The organism is Isoalcanivorax pacificus W11-5 (genome assembly GCF_000299335.2).
In the GTDB taxonomy this organism is placed as follows: domain Bacteria; phylum Pseudomonadota; class Gammaproteobacteria; order Pseudomonadales; family Alcanivoracaceae; genus Isoalcanivorax; species Isoalcanivorax pacificus.
Genome location: NZ_CP004387.1, coordinates 836,891 through 852,924 on the forward strand (window position 1 = coordinate 836,891; position 16,034 = coordinate 852,924).

18 protein-coding genes are annotated in these 16,034 nt (G+C 63.6%); 15 read left to right on the forward strand and 3 right to left on the reverse strand.

Annotated features, from left to right (window positions below; genetic code table 11):
- The first annotated feature begins 1 nt into the window (after window position 1).
- The 5 genes from S7S_RS03960 to S7S_RS19135 all read left to right on the forward strand — a co-directional run bounded on the left by S7S_RS03960 (window position 2) and on the right by S7S_RS19135 (window position 4,865).
- Window positions 2–706 (forward strand): response regulator, encoded by a 705-nt coding sequence (locus S7S_RS03960; RefSeq protein ID WP_008738094.1) that lies wholly within the window; start codon window positions 2–4, stop codon window positions 704–706.
- Window positions 707–800: 94 nt separating this feature from the next.
- Entirely contained in the window at window positions 801–2,081 is a 1,281-nt protein-coding gene (locus S7S_RS03965) for an ATP-binding protein (protein ID WP_008738092.1), read from the forward strand.
- A 181-nt stretch (window positions 2,082–2,262) separates the two neighbouring features.
- A complete protein-coding gene (locus S7S_RS03970) occupies window positions 2,263–2,934 on the forward strand; it encodes a MipA/OmpV family protein (protein ID WP_008738090.1) in 672 nt (223 codons plus the stop codon).
- 91 nt (window positions 2,935–3,025) lie between these two features.
- Window positions 3,026–3,460 carry an ArsR/SmtB family transcription factor gene (locus S7S_RS03975; RefSeq protein ID WP_008738088.1) on the forward strand — a complete coding sequence of 145 codons (435 nt, stop codon included), beginning with the start codon at window positions 3,026–3,028 and terminating at the stop codon, window positions 3,458–3,460.
- Complete coding sequence (locus S7S_RS19135; RefSeq protein WP_082027620.1) at window positions 3,405–4,865, forward strand: SRPBCC domain-containing protein; 1,461 nt, start codon at window positions 3,405–3,407, stop codon at window positions 4,863–4,865. The genes S7S_RS03975 and S7S_RS19135 overlap by 56 nt, the downstream gene beginning before the upstream one ends.
- 54 nt (window positions 4,866–4,919) lie before the next feature.
- Here S7S_RS19135 and S7S_RS03985 read toward each other — a convergent pair whose 3' ends face one another.
- Complete coding sequence (locus S7S_RS03985) at window positions 4,920–5,546, reverse strand: YbhB/YbcL family Raf kinase inhibitor-like protein (protein ID WP_008738085.1); 627 nt, start codon at window positions 5,544–5,546, stop codon at window positions 4,920–4,922.
- 187 nt (window positions 5,547–5,733) lie between these two features.
- On the opposite strand from S7S_RS03985, the gene S7S_RS03990 reads away from it, so the two are divergent.
- The 3 genes from S7S_RS03990 (at window position 5,734) to S7S_RS04000 (ending at window position 7,382) form a co-directional block, all read left to right on the forward strand.
- Window positions 5,734–6,594, forward strand: coding sequence for an MBL fold metallo-hydrolase (locus S7S_RS03990; protein WP_008738083.1), 861 nt, complete (start codon window positions 5,734–5,736; stop codon window positions 6,592–6,594).
- A 24-nt stretch (window positions 6,595–6,618) separates the two neighbouring features.
- Window positions 6,619–6,906, forward strand: coding sequence for a DUF2218 domain-containing protein (locus tag S7S_RS03995; RefSeq protein ID WP_008738081.1), 288 nt, complete (start codon window positions 6,619–6,621; stop codon window positions 6,904–6,906).
- A gap of 92 nt (window positions 6,907–6,998) precedes the next feature.
- Complete coding sequence (locus tag S7S_RS04000) at window positions 6,999–7,382, forward strand: DoxX family protein (RefSeq protein ID WP_008738079.1); 384 nt, start codon at window positions 6,999–7,001, stop codon at window positions 7,380–7,382.
- A gap of 61 nt (window positions 7,383–7,443) precedes the next feature.
- Here S7S_RS04000 and S7S_RS04005 read toward each other — a convergent pair whose 3' ends face one another.
- Window positions 7,444–7,614, reverse strand: coding sequence for a CsbD family protein (locus S7S_RS04005; RefSeq protein ID WP_008738078.1), 171 nt, complete (start codon window positions 7,612–7,614; stop codon window positions 7,444–7,446).
- A 218-nt stretch (window positions 7,615–7,832) separates the two neighbouring features.
- Between S7S_RS04005 and S7S_RS04010 the strand changes: the two genes are divergently transcribed.
- From S7S_RS04010 to S7S_RS04035, 6 genes are all read left to right on the forward strand, one after another.
- A complete protein-coding gene (locus S7S_RS04010; RefSeq protein ID WP_008738077.1) occupies window positions 7,833–8,612 on the forward strand; it encodes a M90 family metallopeptidase in 780 nt (259 codons plus the stop codon).
- 25 nt (window positions 8,613–8,637) lie between these two features.
- The gene (locus S7S_RS04015) at window positions 8,638–11,274 is read left to right on the forward strand and encodes an intermembrane phospholipid transport YdbH family protein (RefSeq protein ID WP_008738076.1); all 2,637 of its coding nucleotides are present in this window, start codon (window positions 8,638–8,640) and stop codon (window positions 11,272–11,274) included.
- A gap of 50 nt (window positions 11,275–11,324) precedes the next feature.
- Window positions 11,325–11,528, forward strand: coding sequence for a YnbE family lipoprotein (locus tag S7S_RS04020; RefSeq protein WP_008738075.1), 204 nt, complete (start codon window positions 11,325–11,327; stop codon window positions 11,526–11,528).
- A 56-nt stretch (window positions 11,529–11,584) separates the two neighbouring features.
- Window positions 11,585–11,908, forward strand: a complete 324-nt coding sequence (locus S7S_RS04025; protein WP_008738074.1) for a YdbL family probable chaperone protein — start codon at window positions 11,585–11,587, stop codon at window positions 11,906–11,908.
- Between the two features lie 30 nt (window positions 11,909–11,938).
- On the forward strand, window positions 11,939–12,658 hold the full coding sequence (locus S7S_RS04030; protein WP_008738073.1) for a TerC family protein: 720 nt from the start codon (window positions 11,939–11,941) through the stop codon (window positions 12,656–12,658).
- 186 nt (window positions 12,659–12,844) lie between these two features.
- The gene (locus S7S_RS04035; protein ID WP_008738071.1) at window positions 12,845–13,762 is read left to right on the forward strand and encodes an aspartyl/asparaginyl beta-hydroxylase domain-containing protein; all 918 of its coding nucleotides are present in this window, start codon (window positions 12,845–12,847) and stop codon (window positions 13,760–13,762) included.
- A gap of 245 nt (window positions 13,763–14,007) precedes the next feature.
- On the opposite strand, the gene S7S_RS04045 is transcribed toward S7S_RS04035, so the two are convergent.
- Window positions 14,008–14,994, reverse strand: a complete 987-nt coding sequence (locus S7S_RS04045; RefSeq protein WP_008738066.1) for an aldo/keto reductase — start codon at window positions 14,992–14,994, stop codon at window positions 14,008–14,010.
- Between the two features lie 130 nt (window positions 14,995–15,124).
- Here S7S_RS04045 and S7S_RS04050 point away from each other — a divergent pair, with 130 nt between their 5' ends.
- Window positions 15,125–16,030: a LysR family transcriptional regulator gene (locus S7S_RS04050; protein WP_008738065.1), complete on the forward strand. Its 906-nt coding sequence runs from the start codon at window positions 15,125–15,127 to the stop codon at window positions 16,028–16,030.
- Window positions 16,031–16,034 lie beyond the last annotated feature (4 nt).

The window sequence follows — 16,034 nt, forward strand, 5'->3', positions numbered from 1 at the left end:
GATGCCCTGCATATTACTGATCGAAGATGATCGAAAACTGACAGAACTGGTGGCGGTGTTCCTGCAGCGCAACGGTTTTGTCGTGCATGCCATTCACGATGGTAATGATGCAGAGACGGCACTGGCCCGCTTTCAGCCGGACCTGGTGGTGCTGGACCTGATGTTGCCGGGCAAGGATGGCCTGTCGGTCTGCCGTGAACTGCGCGGCCGGTTTCGCGGCAAGATACTGATGCTCACGGCCAGCGAGGACGACATGGACCAGGTCGCCGCGCTGGAGCTGGGTGTCGATGATTTTGTCTGCAAACCCCTGCACCCGCGTGTTCTGCTGGCGCGTATCCGCATGCTGTTGCGCCGCGACCCGGGCCGCGCGCCGCGTGCTGCCGGCGTCGCGCACGGCAACCAGTTACGCTTTGGTGCCTTGCAACTGGATGGCACCCTGCGCCGCTGTCTGCTGGATAACGTCCCGGTCAATCTCACCCCCGGCGAATTCGATGTGCTCTGGTTGCTGGCGTCACACCCGGATGGCCCGGTGTCGCGCGAGGAGCTGGTACGCCAGACACGGGGCATTGAATACGATGGCCTGGATCGCACCATCGACAACCGTGTTGTCAGCCTGCGCAAGAAGCTGGGTGACAATGCCAGCCTGCCGCAGAAGATCATCACCGTGCGCGGGCGCGGCTATCTGTTCGTGCCCGATGGCTGGTGAAAACCGGCACTTCATACAAAGGCATACAAATCCATACGGTGACTGGATCACCATGCGCTAGGCTTGCTGCATTACCTGTCTGCGGAAGCCCTTCATGACACGTCTTTTCCTGTCCCTGTTTGCCGGTATCAGCGCTGCGCTGGTATTGCTCTACTTCGTTCTGGAGGCGTTTACCACCCACTGGTATGCGGACCTGGCCAACGATGTTGCGGTGGGGCAGGCGCGCGGCGTCTCGAACGTGCTGGAAGTGTTTCTGCGGGATTACCCGGCGCAGGAAGCCGGCGAGATCATGGAGCGCGCCTTTGGCGATTCGGATATTCCGGTGGCCATGGCGCGCTACGACGCCTCACAGGTGCCGTCGCTTGCGCCGGGGCAGATGAAGGCGCTGAACCCGGATGAGTTTCTGTTGCACTACCGCACGCTGGATGGCCAGTGGCGCATGATCCTCGGGCCGGTGTACCTGCCGCCGGAAGTGGCGATGGTGGAAGGGGTGGCACTGGCGCTGGTGTTCGGTTGCCTGGGCATGGTCTGTCTGGCCTGGATCTGGTGGCTGCACCGCAAGATTCGCGGCCTGGAACAGAACACGCTGGCGTTTGCCGCCGGCAATCTGGATATTCGTGCGCCCACCGGCATGCGCTGGCGCCTGGGCAGTCTCAACGATCACTTCAATACCATGGCGTCGCGTATCAGCCGGCTCATTTTCAGCCACAAGAGCCTCACCAATGCCGTGGCCCATGAGCTGCGCACGCCGATTTTCCGTATGCGCTTTCGCCTGGATACGCTGGAAAACGATACCTCCCCGCCGGTGCGGGAGGAGGCGCTCGCCGGCGCGCGGGAGGATATCGACGAGCTGGAAAACCTGGTGGAGGAACTGCTTGATCACGCCCGTCTGGAGCGGCTTGAGTCGACACTGCCGCTGATGGAAGTGGACCTGCGCCGCTGGCTGACCCAGCTTTTCCCGCGCCTGAAACATCACTCACCGGTGTCCATGACGCTGCGGGTGGAATACCGTGACGCCTGCCAGGTGAATATCGATGCACGGTTGCTGGCGCGTGCGCTCGACAATCTGGTGCGCAATGCACAGACCTATGCCCGCGAGGGCATTGTGCTCACGCTCGACAGCGATGGCGAACACGCGCTGCTGCACGTGGACGACGATGGCCAGGGTGTGCCGCTGTCGGAACGCGAGCGCATCTTCGAACCCTTCGTGCGGCTGGACCAGTCGCGCACCCGCGCCACCGGCGGCCACGGCCTGGGGCTGTCCATCGTGCGCGAAGCCATTCGCCTGATGGGCGGACAGATTCGCGTCGATGACAGCCCGCAGGGCGGTGCGCGTTTCACGCTGGCATTGCCGTTGCGGCAGCGCACTGCCTGAGAGGATATGTCAGCGCAGGCTGACCAATCGATACGCATTGCCGCTCATTGTCCGGTGGCTGGCTCGCCACACTGTTGCTCGCCGAGATGACTGAGCGAGCAATGCATGAAACACCGGATAGTACTGCTGGCGGCCGTGCTGCTGTAGTACCGCCGTCCACGCCGAAGGGATCTCCTACACCGTGGGTGCCGTGGCCGCGGTCGAAGACATGGTCTACATCGACATGAAAGATGACCGCGAGTTGCAGGGCGCGCCCTTCGTTGCGTTCGATTCGGACCACCTGTTCTTTACCATGGGCGTGCTGGGTGCGCATGTGTATCAGCGGGAAACGGACCGCGTTGCCCTGGCCCTGGATAGCTACGTGACCATGGGGGACGGTTATCGGCGCAGTGATTCACCCCGGTTCCGGGGCATGGCGCGTCGGCATGAGCATATCGATATCGGCGTGGCGCTGGAGCTGTCGTGGGCGTTGGGCCACTCGTTGCTGTCAGTGCAGCAGGATGTCAGTGGCCGCAGCAAGGGGATGCTGGCCAGCTATACCCACAGCCTGCCGTGGCCGGTGGGCCAGGTCGTCGTGGCACCGACCCTGCGTCTGGACCTGATGACAGCCCGGCATGTGGAGTATTACTACGGGGTACGGCCTGAGGAAGTGCTGCCCGACCGCGCCGCCTACCGTGGCCGGCAGGCGCTCAATATTTCCGGTGGTTACCTGCTGAGCTGGATGCTGACGCCGGAGTGGATGTTGTATCAGGGCGTGGAATACACCTGGCTGGACGATGCGATTGAGGATTCGCCGCTGGTGGCACGGGATCATCTGGTGTCCGGCATGCTGGGCGTGACGTACAGCTTCTGAGCGTGGGCTTGCTATATTAAACCAATCGGTTTAATAATGGCCGGGCGCTGGTGATCCCGGCGCGATGACCATCGGTGGACGGACTAACGATATGCAGAGCACCCGCGACGCGGCTCAGGCCGCAGCACTGGATCAGGTTTTTCATGCGCTGTCTGACGGCACGCGCCGCGCCATGTTGCGCGAGCTGGCCGCCGGGGAGCGCAAGGTGGGCGAACTGGCGGCACCGTTTTCGATGTCACTGGCGGCAGCGTCGAAGCACGTACGCGTGCTGGAACGCGCCGGCCTGTTGCAGCGTGAAGTGCGTGGCCGGGTGCATATCTGCCGGCTGCAGCCGGCCCGGCTGAAAACGGCCGGGCAGTGGCTGCGTTTCTACGAACAGTTCTGGACCGAACGGCTGGATGCGCTGGAAGCAGCCTTGCAGGCCGAGGCGGCACCGCAGCCTGATACGGACGGTCCAGGGGAGAGCCCTGATGACACAGCAGCAAAACAGCGCCCCGGGAAAAAGGATCGCGGTCACCGTCACTAAGGATATCCGCGCGCCGGTTGCGCAGGTGTTCGATGCCTGGCTCCGGCCGGAGATGGTGCGGCACTGGTTCGCCCCCGGCCTGGGGCCGATGACGCGCGTGGAGATCGATCCCGTCCCTGGCGGCAGGTTTCATTTTGATCAGCAGCGCGGCGAAGAGATCGCCCGTCACTGGGGTACCTATCAGGTGATCGAGCGCCCACGCCGGCTGGTATTTACCTGGCAGGTGGACGGTGTCGAAGAGGCGGATACCGTCAGTATTGAATTCACCGCGCAGGAAGGCGGCTGCCGCATCACCCTGACGCACGATATGGATGCGCGCTTTGCCGGATATCGCGATGCGACACAGCGTGGCTGGCGCACCATGCTGGGCGGTCTCGGCCAGGGGCTGGTGGCACAGCCTGAAAGTACCCCCCAGGCACTGGTGCTGACGCGCGAATTCAATGCCACGCCCGAACAGCTGTTTTCCGCCTGGACGGATCCTGCGCGGGTGCGGCAGTGGCTGTTCACGTCGCCGCAGAGCGAGGCCGGTGAGCAGCACCTGGATGTGCGCGAGGGCGGTCGCTGGGAAATAACCGATGTGCGTGAAGGCCAGAGTTACACCGTATGCGGTGAATATCTGGAGGTCTCGCCGCCAACGAAACTGGTGTTCACCCTGGCCATGCCGCAGGTGTCGCCGAACAGTGATCGCATCACGATCACCCTGCATGCCACGGCGCAGGGCTGCCTGATGGTGCTCCGCCAGGAAGGCGAGGATATCGCCGCTGAACTGTCGGCCTTGCAGGGCGGCGCCAGTGGCGGTTCCGAACAGGGCTGGCTGGAGATGTTCCGCGCGCTGGCCGGCGTGCTGGCGCGCCACCGTGGCGAGGGTGAGCGTACCGCACACGATCAGGTGCGTTTTGAGCGGTTGCTGCCGGGGCCACTGGAGCGCGTCTGGGCCTGGATCGCCGATGGCGAAAAACGCGCGCAATGGCTGGGCGGTGGCGACCTGCCGGATCGTGTTGGCGCGCGTTTCCAGATTCATTTCCATCACCAGCGGCTGTCACCATTGCAGGCGCCGTCGCCGGCCTGGTTTCAGCCTTATGACCAGGGCGTGTCGTCTGATCATGAAGTGCTGCTGTACGAGCCGCCGCACCGCTTGATGATTTCCTGGGATGAACACGAGCAGGGTGGTTCGCAGGTGCTGTTCGAGCTGACACCGGAAGGTGACCGGGTGCGGCTGGTGCTGACTCATCAGCGGCTGGCGAACGATGCGGCAATGCTCAGTGTGTCCGGTGGCTGGCATACGCACCTGGCGATGCTGGAGGAAAAGCTGGCGGGGCGCACACCGGAATCCTTCTGGACCCTGTTTGGCGATATCGAACACCGCTACGTGACGCGTTTCGGTCTGGCGGCGACCCCGCACTGACCGGCATGCCGGCCTCCGCAGGAGGCCGGCTGTCTGTCTCAGCGCAAGCTTGTTTCAGAGCAGACGCGGATTCAGCGTATAGGTGCCGGCCAGCGATGCCTGGCCGAGCACATGTCCCCCCAGTGCCCGGCGCACCGCTGCGCCATTCATCGGGCTGTCCACCTCCAGTGACGGCACATCGAGTGCATACACCGTAAAGATATAGCGGTGCACGATGCTGTCATTCCAGGGCGGGCAAGGGCCGTCATAACCAAAGTAGTCACCGCGCATGTCGTCGTCGCCGGCAAACCAGCCAGTGTAGTCATTGATACCGTGCCGCATGCCATGGCCAGCCTGCGGGCCGGGTTTGCCGCGCGGTGTGACGCCATTGCTGTGCGCGCCGGCGGCGATTTCGCGAGTGTCGGCGGGCAGGTCGAACAGCAGCCAGTGGAAAAAATCCACCCGGGGCAGGTCCGCCGGTACTTCGCGATCGCGCTGATTGACGTCATCACCACGGCTGGGTACATCCGGGTCAACACAGATGATGGCAAAGGATTGTGTCCCGGCGGGGACGTCTTCCCAGGCCAGGTGTGGATTCCGGTTGGCGGAGAGGCGCACATGCTCGGCCGGGTCGGGAATGGCGAACGCGAATTCCCCGGGAATCGGCTGGCCATCTGCAAGGCTGCGGCTGCTGAGTTTCATGGTCTCCTCCTGTGGTAAGCGAATAGTGTGCGGCCCAGTGTGACACAGACGCGATCCATATGCGGGGCTGGACGATGGTCGCAGGCGTCGTCCGGTGCTGCGTTGACACAGCATTGCATTGTGCGGGGCTGTGCCATTCCGCGTGCTGGCGTAGCATGGGCGTCACGCACTTGCGGGAGATGCACCCATGCTGAAACGGACGTTGGCCGCCCTGTGTGGCCTGTGGCTGGCACTGCCGGTGCCGGCGCTGGACATCGATATCTATAACCCTGGCGAAGAAAGCACCTTCCCGGTGTCCTCGGTCCTGGTGACCGGCGAGCGCGAGGCACTGCTGATCGACGCGCAGTTCCAGCGCAACGACGCCGAAAACCTGGTCAGGAAAATCCGCGCCAGCGGCAGGACGCTGACCACCATTTATATCAGCCACCAGGACCCGGATTATTATTTCGGCCTGGATGTATTGCACGCGGCCTTTCCCGATGCGCGTATCCTCGCCACACCGCAGACAGTGGCCGGCATCCAGGCCAGCGCCGAGGGCAAGCTGGCCTATTGGGGGCCGGTGCTGGGCGAGCTGGCGCCGCGTGAACTGATCGTGCCGGAACCTCTGGATGGTGATCACCTCTTACTGGAAGGCGAACGGCTGGAAGTGCGTGGCCTGGACGGCCCGACCCCGGCGCGGACCTATGTCTGGATACCATCGCAGCGCACTATTGCTGGCGGTGTACTGGTATTCGGCAACATGCATGTGTGGCTGGCGGACACGCAGAGCCGCGCCTCGCGCCGCCACTGGAGGGCCGCCTTGCAGGGCATGCGCGCGCTGTCGCCGGTCACGGTTGTGCCCGGCCATTTCCTGCCGGGTGCGCCGCTCACCGAAGCATCGGTGGCCTTTACCGATGCTTACCTGGAAACGGTGGAGGAGGCCCTGCCGAAAGCACGTAACGCCGCCGAACTGATCGAGGCGGTGCAGGCCCGCTACACGGCTCTCAAAGGCGCCGATACCCTGGCGCTGAGTGCCAAAGTGCTGACCGGCGAAATGGACTGGCCGTAGGCGATTTCTGTCGAGGAAATATTCATGGCAACCAGCAACGCAACCATTGAAACAATTGAGGGTGCCCGTTATCTGCGTCGCCTCTGCAAGCACTGGTCACACAAGTTTGCGGTGAGCTTCGATGATACTCACGGTGAGGTGCCGTTCAGTGACGAGGCCAGCCTGACGCTATCGGCCACCGATACCGCCCTGCATCTGCAATTGACCCATGTCGATGCGGATGCCCTGCCGCAGCTGCAACAGGTGGTGGTGGACCATCTGCAACGCTTTGCCGGTGACTCTGTGCTGGCGATCACCTGGACGCCAGGCTAAAGATAACCGCACCATGCACGATGTAATGTTGACGGCGTGCGTCCGCGCTGTCATATAACTTGTTTCTTATTGCCCGCAAAAGGACCCGCACCATGCACCATCCCGATCTTGGCAAACTGATCCTGCGCCTGACCCTCGGCATCCTGATGCTGTTTCATGGCGTAGCAAAAATGACCTCCGGCGTGGCCGGTATCAAAGGTATGCTGGCCGGCATCGGCCTGCCGGAATTCTTTGCCTACGGTGTGTTCATCGGCGAAGTGATTGCGCCGTTGATGTTGATCATCGGCTACTACAGCCGCGTCGGCGCCGCGCTGATCGTGGGTAACATGCTGGTGGCGATTGTGCTGGTGCACATGAACGAGCTGTTTGCCCTCAGCGGTACCGGTGGCTGGGCGCTGGAATTGCAGGGGTTCTTCCTGTTCACGGCGGTGGCGCTGATCTTCACCGGCCCGGGCAAGTACGTATTCAAGCACTGAGCGCGGCAGCCGGCGCGCAAAAACGCCGCCCGGTCGGGGCGGCGTTTTGCCGTGCGGCGGATTACTTTTTCAGTTTTTCCTTGGTGTCGCCGTATTTCGACTGCACCTTGCCGGCCGTGTTCTGGACCTTGCCTTCACGTTCCAGCTTCTTGTTCCCGGTCACCTTGCCGGCGATTTCCTTGGCCTTGCCCTTTGCTTCTTCCGTACGTCCCTTGACCTGATCCTTGTTCATAGTGACATCCTCGCAATGGTGCGCTCGTGAGAGAGACATGGCCGGGCCTGTTTGGCCCTGCTGAATAATCAGACCACCGAAGCGCCGGGATGGCTGGACAAAATCTGTAAAATCCCGGTGCGTGCGCGTTCGTGCCCGGTGGCCATGCTCGCCGCCGGCAAAGCCGTGCTGCTATGCTTCGGGCATTGTCCGCTCCGGATACCGTTCAGGAACACTGCATGTTCAACGGCTTTCGCCGCTGGCGGGAAGACCGCCGCCTCGCCGCACTGGATGTGCCGGCAGACACCTGGGAAGCCGCCATTGCCGACTGGCCCGTGGCCGCCCGGTATCAGGGCGAAGACCGCGATCGCCTGCGCGAGCTGGCCCTGCGGTTTCTGTTGCGCAAGGGCTTTGCCCCCGGCGCCGGTTTCACCATCACCGATGCCATGCGCCTGAAAGTGGCGACCATGGCGGCGGTGCCGGTATTGAATCTCGGCCTGGACTGGTACGACGGCTGGTACACCGTGGTGCTGTATGAAGGTGCCTTTATTCCTTCACACCACGGCCCGGACGAATTCGGTCTGGTACATGAGGAACCGGATGTGCTCAGTGGCGAAGCCTGGGAGCAGGGGCCGGTGGTGCTGTCCTGGGAAGACGTCTGCGCGGCCAGCGCCGAGGAAGGCTACAACGTGGTGCTGCACGAAATGGCACACAAACTCGACATGCGGCGGGACGGTGCCAACGGGGCGCCGCCACTGCATGGTCTGGACGGCGCCCGCTGGCACGACACCTTCACCGCCGCCTGGAACGATCTGACCGAACGGGAGCGGCACGGCCGGCCGATGCCGGTGGACAGCTACGCGCTGGAAAATCCGGGGGAATTCTTCGCCGTGGTCACGGAATGTTTTTTTGAAGCCCCGGCGCGCCTGCAGCAGGCATGGCCGGCGCTCTACACCGAGTTGAGCCGGTTCTACCGGCAGGACCCGCTGGCACAGCAGACGGCACTGTCGCCGGCCTGAGCAGGGCCGGCCAGGGAGGTCGAGGATGACGCATGCCGACACACCCCGCCACCGTGGCCGGCGTATCGCGCTGTGGCTGTCGGGTGTGTTGCTGCTGGGGTTGCTGGGGTGCCTGCTGTGGGCATTGCTGGCCTGGCGGGCCAGCGGGCTGACGGTGCAGGGCGTGCGCTGGCAGGCGGGGGTGCAAGTGGCCCACTGGAACTGGACGCAGGACGGCTGCGTGGTGGCCAGCGGCGACGGGTTCCGCTGGAGCTTTCAATGGCCGCTGTCCATCTCGCTGGATCAACTCGACTGGCACGACTGCCCGACGCCGGGCGAACGCAGCGCACCGTTGCGGTTACCGGACATTCCCTGGATACCGCCGCTGGATGTCCAGATCGGGCGCCTGACCGTGGCGGGCTTGCCACCTCTGGCCGTGTCAGTGCATCAGCGCGACCAGCGCTGGCAGTTCCATGCTGTGCACCGGGACAGCCACGCCACGGCGACGCTGGCGCGTGCCAGCGGCGACTGGACGCTGGATGCTGAGCTTGTGCTGTCGCAATGCTGGCCCGATGCACTCGGCACGCTGGCCCTGCAGGGCGCAGGCCAGCTTCGCGACGGCCTGCCCGAAGGCGAGTTCTCTGCCACCGGGACACAACTGGGTTACGTCGGCCAGTCGCAACGTGCCGACGTGAGCCTGCAGGCACAGCTTCAGCAGCGGCAGTGGCAGGCCGCGCTGCACTTGAGTGATCCCGTGGCGTTACCGGCCGGCTGGCAACTGGCCGCCGGGGACACGCTCTCGGCCGCGGGGCATCTGGACCAGGGTATCGAACAGGTCAGCCTGTCTGCCCGTGCCAGCGGCCCGCAGGGCGAGGCGCATCTGATGCTGGCGACCGACGCCCCCGGCATCGCCCAGGGGCAGGGGCGCCTGACACTGACAGGCAAACAGCTCGGCGGTGAGGTCCCGCTGCACTGGACCCGCGACACGCTGACGCTGTCGCCGGCGCAGTTGACCCTGCCCGCACAGGTATCGCTGGCCTGGGAGACGCCGCTGGCGATTCCGCTCGCGGCCGAAGGCATTGTGGCGCTGCCGCTGCACGCGCGCTGGGAAGCACTCCACCTCACCACCCACGACAGCGAGGTCGCCTGGCGGGGCGCCGACTGGCACTGGCGGGGCGCGTTGGCGCTGGCCGGTGAATACGCCGGCTATCGTGTGCGCGCCGCCTGGCAAGGGGACGCCGATGCGGGCGGTGTGCGCGGTGCACCACTGACCCTGGCCGTGCGTGACGCCGATCTGCGGCTGGATGTCACGGTCCCCACCGCGCAACTCAGCGCTCCCGCGTGGCGCACCGACGCCCGCTTTACCGGGCAGTATCAGGATTTTCCGCTCACCGGCCGTGTGCAGGCGGAGTTCCACGACGGGCAATGGCAAGGCCGGCTGCGTGGCGATTCCCGGCTGGTGATGCTGGATCAGGGCGGCGAGCTGCATCTGGACATGCCATGGCGGCTGACCGCAGACAACCGCCTGCAATTGATGCCGGGCGAACTGCGCCTGCAGCGCGGTTTGCTTGGCACGTTGCTGCTGCGCCCGATGACCTTGCGCAACACGGCGCCGGTCACCCTGGATGGCGACGGTGCGCATGGGCGGTTTGCCCTGCACGCCGACGGTGCGGTAGCGGAACGCTGGCGTATTCCGGTCATCACCGGTGAACTCATTGCACGTGGCAGGGCGGGCGAGATGACACTGCAAGTGCCGGACTGGCAAAGCCGGCTGGCGGCCAGTGCGTCGCTGACCGGTGATGACATGGCGGGCCACGTCAGTGTGACCTCGCCGCTGTCGCCGGCGATGAGTGACGGGCTGAGTGTCATTTTTCGTGGCGGATTGCTGGAGGCGCAGGGCGACTGGCAATGGCGCGATGACGGGCCATATATCGAGGGCGGCCTGCGGCTGCGCGATCTGCAACTGGACTGGGGCGGCATTACCGCCAGCGGCGGTGCCGGCGAGCTGGCGATGCGCGTGCACGGCGAGCAGGTGACGCTGGCCAGCCGTGGCCCGATCACGCTGACGGAACTGGATATCGGCACGCCGATCCGCAATCTGCGCATGACACTGGAGCATGCCGACCTGATCACCTGGTCCCTGTCGGACATCTACGCCGACGTGCTCGGTGGCTATCTGCGTGCGCCCGCGCTGGACTGGCCATCGCCGGCCTTCCAGCCGGTGGTGATCAGCCGCATCAGCCTGGACCAGGTGGCTGCATTGCAGACAGACCCGGTGGTACAGCTTGCCGGCCGCGTCGGGGGCTATCTGCCGCTGCAGCTGGGCACCGATTCCGTTGCCGTCCAGGGCGGCCGGCTGGCCAACGAGGAACCGCTGGCGCTGTTACTGATGCCGTCCTCCAGCACCAGCGCCATGGCCGGCGCCAACCGGGCCGTGCAACTGGCGCTGGACAGCCTGTCGGTCTTGCAGATCAGCGATTTTCAGGCAAGTCTGGACATGACCGCAGACGGCTGGCTTGATGCAGCAGTGACCATTCGCGGTGAGAACCCGCAACAAAGGCGGTTGCCGGTGGTCTTCAACTACACCCACCGGGAGAATGTACTGGTCCTGCTGCGCAGCCTGCGGATTGGTGATGAAATCTCCCGGCAGGTGATGGACAAGCTGCCGCAACCCGGACGGTGAGACGCCCGCAGAGCATGATGATGGCCAAGATGGCGAAGAGGATATCGACAATGAGCATCCCCCCGGACCGTGCCGGCGTGATGGTATGGATGGCGTGCCTGTTGCCCCTGGCAGCCTGCACGCCGCGCATCGCACTGGAAGCACCGAAGGAACCGATTACCATCAACCTGAACGTCAAGATCGATCACGAAATCCGCCTGCGGGTGGAGAAGGACATCGATGAACTGTTCAGTGACGACAGCGCGCTGTTTTAGCCGGCTGTCGGGAAACGTCTCTTGAGGCGTTTCCCGGCACCTTATCAGGAGGTTGCATGAAAACGATCAAATTGCTGCTGGCCGTGTTGCTGCTGGGCGCAAGCAGCCTGGCACTGGCCATGAGTCTGGATGACGCCAAGGGGCAGGGGCTGGTCGGTGAACAACCGAACGGTTATCTGGGTGTGGTCAAGGCCACTCCGGAAGCGGTCGAGCTGGTGGCGGATATCAACAACAAGCGTCGTGAAGCGTACGAACGCATCGCGCGAGAAAACGGCATCACGCTGGATCAGGTGGCAACCCTGGCCGGGCAGAAGGCCATTGAGCGTTCCAGCGCCGGGACGTATGTGCGCACGCCCGACGGGCAATGGGTCACCAAGTAATCACACGCCAACCAACAGGGAAGGGGCAGCATGTTCGAATGGATTGCGTCACCGGAAGCCTGGGTTGCACTGGCCACCCTGACCGCGCTGGAAATCGTCCTTGGCATCGATAACATCATTTTCCTGACCATCCTGGTCGATCGCCTGCCGCCGGAGCAACGGCCGAAGGCGCGCTTCATCGGTCTGGCGCTGGCCATGGTCATGCGGCTGGCACTGCTGGCCTCACTGGCCTGGCTGACCAAACTCACGGCCGACCTGTTTGTGGTGCTCGGGCAGGGTATCTCGGGACGTGACCTGGTACTGATCATCGGCGGCCTGTTCCTGCTGGCGAAATCGGTGCTGGAAATTCACCACTCCATTGAAGATCACGGTGAGGCTCCGGCGAGCCTGAAGAAGGCCGGCACCTCATCCTTCTTCAGTATCCTGGCGCAGATCGCCGTGCTGGATATCGTGTTCTCGCTGGACTCGGTCATCACTGCTGTGGGCATGGCCAATCACCTGGCTGTCATGGTGATTGCGGTGGTTGTCGCGGTCGGTTTCATGATGGTGTTCGCCAACGCGATCGGCCAGTTTGTATCGGCCCATCCGACGCTGAAGATGCTGGCGTTGTCGTTCCTGGTGCTGGTGGGCACGGCACTGATTGCCGACGGCCTGGAGTTCCATATTCCGAAAGGCTACATCTACTTCGCCATGGCGTTCAGCTTTGCCGTCGAGATGCTCAACATGCGCATCCGTCAACGCAGGGCCTGAAGGCGGCGCAAAGACATCGGGCCGGTTCGCCGGCCCGGTTTCTTTCTACACATCCTTACAATCCGGTGAGTGGCTTTTCACTACAATGGCGCCTGCCCGGGATCGGGCAGGTTCGGGCGTCCGCGCACTTTTCGTGTGTTGTCGGGCAGTCTGGTTGGCTGGCAAGCGATGGCAGGGGAACACGTCATGGCCTGGTTATGGACAGGGAAGATCTGGTTTCTGTATCTCTTTATGGCCTGCGGCACCTTTGTGCATTTTCGCGGGCGGGTGCGGCATCCCTTTACACGCCAATTGCTGGATCATTCCACCATCATGGGGCCGTACAACTGTTTCGTGTACGCCACCAGCAGGGTTGAGAACCGGCCGCTGCTGGACCGCGCCGCATTCCCGGAACTGGATCTGCTGCGCGATAACTGGCAGGTGTTTCGTGATGAAGCCCTGAACCTGTTCAACGAAGGATATATCCGCAAGGCGGCCAGTGATAACGACCTGGCGTTCCATTCCTTTTTCCAGACCGGCTGGAAACGCTTTTACCTGAAGTGGTACGGCGAGGCGCAGCCATCGGCGCGGGCGCTGTGTCCACGTTCGGTGGCGCTGGTGGAGCAGGTGCCGGGTATCAACGCGGCCATGTTCGCCCTGCTGCCGGCCGGTGCGGCGCTGGGCAAGCATCGTGATCCGTTTGCGGGTTCGCTGCGCTATCACCTGGGGCTGGTGACACCCAATGACGCGCGCTGCGCCATTTACGTCGACGGCGAACAGCATGTCTGGCATGACGGCCAGGATGTGGTGTTCGACGAGACCTTTATTCACTGGGCAGAAAACCGTACAGAGCAGGATCGCATCATCCTGTTCTGTGACGTGGAACGGCCGCTGCGCTATCGTTTTGCCACCTGGATCAATCGTGTGTTCAAGCGCGTGGTGGTCAGTGCCACCAGCACGGAAAACGTGTCCGGTGATGGTGTCGGGATGCTCAACCGGGTGTTCGATGTCGTGTACAAGGTGCGGGCGCGGGCCAAGCAGCTCAAGCGTCGGCAACGCAGGCTCTATTATCTGCTGAAATGGCTGCTGATTGGTGGCCTGTTGTATCTGGTTTTCATTCGCTGAACAGGACACGCATGCAGCTCGGCTTGTTTCGTTTCACTGACATTGACGTGACAGAGTGGCTGGCATTACTCAACGATGCCGGCGTCAATCGGTACCTGCCACTGGCGCCCACGCCCCGGGATGCCAGCGCCGCGTGCCAGTGGATGGCCGACAAGGACCCCGGTGGACCCGCTAAGGTTATGGCTCCTGAACGGCTAACTGGCGTACGGCGGCTGCCGGTTTCTGCACTTCGTGCGTGACGACGGTCAGCGGCCCACGGTGCGCATGCCGGCCTCGCCGTAGCGGGCGCCGGCGACCGCCTCCGGTGAAAAGACGCTGTTGATCTCTGTCAGCTCCTGTGCGCTCAGTGACACCTCCAGCGCACCGAGATTGTCCTGCAGATACTGCCGCCGTTTTGTGCCGAAGATCGGCACGATGTCATCCCCTTGCGCCAGCACCCAGGCCAGTGCCAGTTGTGCCGGCCGCACCCCTTTCTGTTCCGCCAGAGCGCGGACCTTGTCCACCAGCGTGAGATTGTGGCGGAAGTTGTCGCCCATGAAACGCGGGTTATGGCGGCGAAAATCATCATCTGCGAAATCTTCCGGCGAACGGATCGCGCCGGTCAGGAAGCCGCGCCCCAGCGGGCTGTAGGCGACAAAACCGACGCCCAGTTCGCGGCAGGTGGCGAGCATGGCCTGCTCGGCATCACGGCTCCAGAGCGAGTATTCCATTTGCAGCGCAGTGATCGGATGTATTGCGTGTGCGCGGCGAAGGGTGTCCGGGGAGGCTTCGCTCAGGCCCAGGTAACGCACCTTGCCGGCGCTGACCAACTCGGCCATGGCGCCGACGGTGTCCTCCACCGGCACGTCCGGGTCGATGCGGTGCTGGTAGTAGAGATCAATGGTGTCCACGTTCAGGCGTTTCAGGCTGCCTTCGACGGCAGCGCGCACATATTCCGGCCGGCCGTTGACGGCACGCGCGTGCGGATCGGCGGAACGGACCACGCCGAACTTGGTGGCCAGAAAAACGCGCTCACGATGTCCGGCGATAGCCCGGCCGACCAGCTCTTCATTGGTGTGCGGACCGTACATGTCGGCGGTGTCGATCAGCGTGACGCCCTGTTCCAGTGCTGCGTGGAGCGTGGCGATGGACTCGGCATCATCGCGGCCGCCATAGAAATCGCTCATGCCCATGCAGCCCAGGCCGAGTGCCGAGACGACCGGGCCGTGCTGGCCCAACTGACGTTGTTGCATGGTGCTTACCTCTCTTTGAAAAAACGGGGGCAGGTCAGGAACAGAGTCAGTCTGATCGTTCGTGTATGCGGGATAAACTGGCGTTTGCGGTTTATTCTGTTCAGGAATCTGAATAATCAGGATGCCGTTTATGGACCGTTTCCGGGCAATGCAAGTGTTCCTGCGCGTCGTTGACACCGGCAGCTTTACCCGGGCTGCCGAGACACTGGACATGCCGCGCGCCACCGTGACCACTGCCGTGCAGTCGCTGGAGGCGCACCTGGGTGTGCGTCTGCTGCAACGCACCACGCGCCGCGTCAGCGTGACACCGGATGGTGATGCCTACGCCGCCCGGTGCCGGCTATTGCTGGAAGAACTGGAACAGGCCGAGGCCATGTTCAGCCCCCGGCAAGTGCCAGCCGGACGGTTGCGCATCAGCCTGCCGAGCCGACCGGCGCGGCTGTTGATCGTGCCGGCGCTGAGACAATTCTGCGAGCGCTATCCGCAGGTTGAACTGGAGATCAGCATCAGTGACCGGCCGGTGGACCTGATTCAGGAGGGGCTGGATTGCGCGCTGCGCGTCGGCAGCCTGCCGGATTCCTCGCTGGTGGCGCGGCGGATTGGCAGCATGGCGGAAATCAGTTGTGCCTCGCCGGACTATCTCGCCCGTTTCGGTACGCCCCGGACACCGGCCGACCTGGCTTCGCATCAGGCGGTGAATTACCACGCCGCGCGTACCGGCCGCGTGCTGCCGTGGGAGTACGTCGTCAACGGCCAGTGCCATGAAATCGCACTGCCGGGCACGCTGACCGTGGACAACGCCGAAGCCTATTTCGCGGCTGCACTGGCCGGCTTCGGGCTGGTGCAGGTGCCGCTGTACACCGCGGCACCGCATCTGGAAAACGGGGAACTGGTGGAAGTGCTGCCAGACTACCGGCCGCTACCGAGCACCCTGTCACTGGTATATCCCCACAGCCGGCATCTGTCGCCAAGAGTGCGGGTGTTTGCCGACTGGCTGGCGCAGACGCTGGTGGAGCAGATCGGCATTGGACGTTGAGCCG

Coding starts and splice junctions, on each gene's coding strand:
- S7S_RS03960 (WP_008738094.1), top strand. CDS start 2: ATGCCCTGCATATTACTGATCGAAGATGATCGAAAACTGACAGAACTG.
- S7S_RS03965 (WP_008738092.1), top strand. CDS start 801: ATGACACGTCTTTTCCTGTCCCTGTTTGCCGGTATCAGCGCTGCGCTG.
- S7S_RS03975 (WP_008738088.1), top strand. CDS start 3,026: ATGCAGAGCACCCGCGACGCGGCTCAGGCCGCAGCACTGGATCAGGTT.
- S7S_RS19135 (WP_082027620.1), top strand. CDS start 3,405: ATGACACAGCAGCAAAACAGCGCCCCGGGAAAAAGGATCGCGGTCACC.
- S7S_RS03985 (WP_008738085.1), bottom strand. CDS start 5,546: ATGAAACTCAGCAGCCGCAGCCTTGCAGATGGCCAGCCGATTCCCGGG.
- S7S_RS03990 (WP_008738083.1), top strand. CDS start 5,734: ATGCTGAAACGGACGTTGGCCGCCCTGTGTGGCCTGTGGCTGGCACTG.
- S7S_RS03995 (WP_008738081.1), top strand. CDS start 6,619: ATGGCAACCAGCAACGCAACCATTGAAACAATTGAGGGTGCCCGTTAT.
- S7S_RS04000 (WP_008738079.1), top strand. CDS start 6,999: ATGCACCATCCCGATCTTGGCAAACTGATCCTGCGCCTGACCCTCGGC.
- S7S_RS04005 (WP_008738078.1), bottom strand. CDS start 7,614: ATGAACAAGGATCAGGTCAAGGGACGTACGGAAGAAGCAAAGGGCAAG.
- S7S_RS04010 (WP_008738077.1), top strand. CDS start 7,833: ATGTTCAACGGCTTTCGCCGCTGGCGGGAAGACCGCCGCCTCGCCGCA.
- S7S_RS04015 (WP_008738076.1), top strand. CDS start 8,638: ATGACGCATGCCGACACACCCCGCCACCGTGGCCGGCGTATCGCGCTG.
- S7S_RS04020 (WP_008738075.1), top strand. CDS start 11,325: ATGAGCATCCCCCCGGACCGTGCCGGCGTGATGGTATGGATGGCGTGC.
- S7S_RS04025 (WP_008738074.1), top strand. CDS start 11,585: ATGAAAACGATCAAATTGCTGCTGGCCGTGTTGCTGCTGGGCGCAAGC.
- S7S_RS04030 (WP_008738073.1), top strand. CDS start 11,939: ATGTTCGAATGGATTGCGTCACCGGAAGCCTGGGTTGCACTGGCCACC.
- S7S_RS04035 (WP_008738071.1), top strand. CDS start 12,845: ATGGCCTGGTTATGGACAGGGAAGATCTGGTTTCTGTATCTCTTTATG.
- S7S_RS04045 (WP_008738066.1), bottom strand. CDS start 14,994: ATGCAACAACGTCAGTTGGGCCAGCACGGCCCGGTCGTCTCGGCACTC.
- S7S_RS04050 (WP_008738065.1), top strand. CDS start 15,125: ATGGACCGTTTCCGGGCAATGCAAGTGTTCCTGCGCGTCGTTGACACC.